Below are 4,248 nucleotides of genomic sequence, written 5' to 3' on the forward strand. Positions count from 1 at the left end.
GCCGCACTTTGATCCGCAGCAGTAATGCCACCAATATTTTTAAGCGGTACTGACACACTACGTTGATTGTCAGCAGGACCAACCGTTAACGCAATACCTTGATTATTATTGGCAAGTTCATTGGTAAAGTTAAATTGGAAGGTTAAATCTTCTATAGCATCACCATCATTATCGATATGAATGCTGTATACCGCAGCAGGATCCATCGCATAATAGTTAGGTCCGCCGTAGGCATCTTGCAGTGGAATATAGTTGGCGATAAGAGTGACGTAATCTTCACGTCCTGCTTCATAGCTATTAAAGGCGTAGAAGTCGGTAGAGTCTAATGTTGGAAAACGAGTGATATTGGGTGCTTCTCGGTGACTTGACGCAAATGCATTAGTGCCTAATAAAGTGCTGCATACGATACTGGCGATTAGGGATATTTTTAGTACTTTCATGACCATTTCCTTGTTATGTAGTAGAGTCATATCAGTAAACGGCTCAGGTTCCATTTTGGATGCAGGTTTTAGCAACTATTGTTGAAATAAATTAAATAAAAAATTAACACACTGAATTTAAATGATTTATAAATAAACTATTTTTACTAATTTAATGAAAATGTTAATTCCTGCATAATGAACTATCAATATGGTCCTTTCAATGCAACCCCTCTATACAATTTCCCGTTAACCGATGATTCATCGATAGCCAATGGATCCAATAGATAGTTGCAGCCATAAAAAAGCGGCCAATAGTCTCACTATTGGCCGCTTAAATGTCAGCGGGGTAACACATCAATGCTTTGAAGCATCACCTTATCATTAAGGCTTTATAAAATTGCTAGCTCTGCGGTATACAATACCTCTGTTGGTAAGCCATTTGGTGAGCCGTTCAAAGGCTCTAAACTCACCGCCAGAGCCACTATATCCATGTCATCAAATTGACTATTTTTCACCAATGTTAACTTGCCTGACTTAGGCAGTAAACCTAATGAAATTGGATTTTCGACACCTTTAGCCACCATCCATAACTCATAGTCTTTATTCGCCAGTGGCTTTAGATTACTGGTAGAGCGCACTTCAATCGTATTGGAGGTGACCTCAATCAGCCATAATGCTTTAGATTGTGCACTTTGCACTACCGCAACTTGCTGCGATGTAGCAACTGGTACAGGCTGATTATTCACAACTAAAACAGCCATAACAATGGCTGCTGCGCTTGCCATTGAAGCCAATCCCTTCCATAAACGGTTACGTGTTGCCATAGGCACCACATTTGAGGTTTCTGGCGATGGTGCTTGGGCCACATTATCAACAAACCCTAGCGACATACTGATTTGTTGCCAAACCCGTTCATCTGGGGTTATCGGCGTTAACAATTGATTCATGCCATGTAAATGTTGCTCCCATAACCAAGTGCTTTCACGCAGACTGGGAATTTGCATCATTAATTTTTGAAACCGACGTCTAGCTTGGCCACGCAATGTACCAAGCACATATTCTGCTGCTAATGCGTCTTTTAATTGAGGATCACGATAATTCATAACGATAAACACCTCTGTAATTGTTGTAAACCACGACGGATCCAACTCTTAATAGTGCCTAATGGTAAATCTAAGTGCCCCACAACTTCGTGATGCGATAAACCATTATAGTAAGCGAGATGAATTGCTTGTTTCTGCTGAGGCTCGAGTTCTCCCATGCACTGGTCGAGTTTATTTTTATGAACCTGAGGCCCGTCATCATTGATATGCTCTTCAAAAATGGCTTCTTGGCCATCTTCAAGTGGATCTTCCTTTCTGACCTTTTGATAACGCAACATGTCTAAGGCTCGGTAACGAACAATACTGATCATCCACGTGAGAACCGATCCTTTTCCGTGTTGATATTCTGTCGCGTTATGCCAAATTTTTACGTAGGCTTCTTGCAGTACCTCTTCGGCTAACTCACGTCGACCGAGCATTTTTAAACTAACCGCGAATAACTGGCCACTGGTAGATTGGTATAAATCAGCAAATGCTTGTTTATCTCCATCTGCACTAGCACTTAATAAGTTAAGTAAGGTGTCTTGATCCATAATCTGCCACGTTTCCCCATGATGGTTCGATATAGTTGATACAGGCTAATTGCGCATATATTGATAAAAAAGCCCCAATAGTGTTTATACGAACCAAAGCTAATATTGGATGCAAAATAAATAAAATAAAATAAAAAAGCACCATCACTTTTCAGCATGGTGCTTGGTAGAATCATGTGAAGCTATATTTAACCTTGCAGTAAATACTCTTCAGCTTTCTCAATACTGCGCGGTTTACCCACCAGCATTAAAATATCGTTACGCCTTAATATCCACTCCGGTGGAGGGGGATCAATTTCCTCGCCTTTGCGCCGCACAGCTCTAAGCTCAACATCTAAAGCTTGCCATGGAATGTCTGCAACGGTTTTCCCCACAGCACTAGCGCCTGAAGCCAGTGACACAGCATGGAGTAAATCTAAGGTGAAATCAGTTTCGGTGCCTGAAAAGAAACCGTGTAAATATTGGTAATGATTACGTCGTTCAGATTCCAAGCGTTTAATAATCCGCGCTAAGGGGACACCACATTTAAACAACACTTGCGACACCAACATTAAACTGCCCTCAAGTGATTCAGGGATAACTTGAGTCGCCCCCGCTTCTTTAAGCTCATGTAAGTTGGCATCATCGCGAGTGCGCACCAATATTTTTACATCGGGAGCCAGTTTACGCGCCACTGCTAAACACTCTTCAGATTGCCTTGGTTCGCAAAATGTCACCACCACTAAGCTCGCTTGGCGAATGCCCATCTTCTTCAATAGCGCCATTCTGCAAGCATCACCAAAATGAATATTTTCGCCTGCGGCTCTCGCTTCTGTCACTCTGGTGGGGTCTAAATCAAGCACCATATAAGGCACAGCTTCTGTTTTCAAAAAGCGTGCAATCGTTTGCCCTACTCGGCCGTAACCTAAAATCAGTACCACATCACTTTCATCAGCATGAGGCAATACAATTTCAATCGGTTCATTTTTAGGTGGCAGCTTATTGCCGCTAACCTTTTTGGCAATATCAACACTGTGGCGAATAAGCCAAGGCGCCATTGACATTGAGATCACGGCTACGGCCACTAACACAGTGCTCACTTCGGTATCGAGTAATTGATAATTAACTGCTAATGCCAGTAACACAAAACTAAACTCACCGACTTGACCCAAACTGATTGCGGTACTGAGTGATACCTTAGTATTTTCACCCACAAGCTTGAGTAAACCGTGCACGATTAATATTTTGGTGAGTACCACCCCAGCCAAAATCAATAATACTTGCCACCAATATTGCATCACTAGATTGAAATCCAGCAGCATGCCGATGGAAATAAAAAACAAGCCCATTAATAAATCACGAAATGGCCTGATGTCAGCCTCTAACTGGCGTCGATACTGGCTTTCGCCAAGCAACATCCCAGCAATAAATGCTCCTAATGCCATCGACAATCCAAGCCATTGGGTAAACGCGCCAGTCACCAAAGCCACCACTAAGGTCGACAGTACAAATAACTCATTTGAACGTGAGCGGGCTACTTCATCAAAAATACGTGGCAATATCCATTTACCAAATGACATTAACCCTAGAAACGCCAAAATACCGGTAAGTAATCCCCACGCGATACTGTTGAAGCTCATTTCAGCGCCGCCTTTCGCGAGCAGCGGCATTAAAATCAATAGCGGCACCACCGCTAAATCTTGAAATAACAACACACTGACCGACAGCTCGCCGTGCCTGCGCCTTAACCAGTTTTGTTCATTAAGCAGCTTCAACACAATGGCCGTTGACGACAACGCAATAGCCGAACCAATCACCACCGCTGCCACTAAGTTTTGCCCAACCAACATGGCAATACCGCCTGCCACAAAGGCCGTTACCAGCATTTGGGCGCTACCCAGACCAAAAACGGTTCGGCGCATTGCCCACAACCTTGGTACCGAAAACTCCAGTCCTAAGGTAAACATCAGTAGCACTACGCCTAACTCTGCCACTGATTGCATTTGTAATTGGGTAAACCAATGAAAACCGCTGGGGCCACTGACAACCCCGGTGAGTAAATAAGCTAAAATGGCCGGTAAGCCGAGTCGACGTAACAATGCAATCGCCACAATAGCAATCACAAGCATCAACAAAATATGGATAAAAATGCTGTGTTCCATTGTCGCTTTGGCTCCTTGTCAAAAAACTGTCAAAAGGGAAATAAAAGGG

4 protein-coding genes are annotated in these 4,248 nt (G+C 43.0%); all 4 read right to left on the reverse strand.

Annotated elements, in window-relative coordinates; translation table 11 throughout:
* Positions 1-440: DUF4331 family protein (locus CXF78_RS13270; protein WP_145991443.1), on the reverse strand; the 440-nt coding region annotated here is incomplete at its 3' end.
* 371 nt (positions 441-811) lie between these two features.
* Complete coding sequence (locus tag CXF78_RS13275; RefSeq protein WP_101086650.1) at positions 812-1,525, reverse strand: anti-sigma factor; 714 nt, start codon at positions 1,523-1,525, stop codon at positions 812-814.
* A complete protein-coding gene (locus tag CXF78_RS13280; RefSeq protein ID WP_011636768.1) occupies positions 1,522-2,058 on the reverse strand; it encodes a sigma-70 family RNA polymerase sigma factor in 537 nt (178 codons plus the stop codon). Before CXF78_RS13280 ends, CXF78_RS13275 begins: the two co-directional genes overlap by 4 nt.
* 188 nt (positions 2,059-2,246) lie before the next feature.
* Complete coding sequence (locus tag CXF78_RS13285; RefSeq protein ID WP_011636767.1) at positions 2,247-4,199, reverse strand: monovalent cation:proton antiporter family protein; 1,953 nt, start codon at positions 4,197-4,199, stop codon at positions 2,247-2,249.
* Positions 4,200-4,248 lie beyond the last annotated feature (49 nt).

The organism is Shewanella sp. 11B5, assembly GCF_002836795.1.
GTDB lineage: Bacteria > Pseudomonadota > Gammaproteobacteria > Enterobacterales > Shewanellaceae > Shewanella > Shewanella frigidimarina.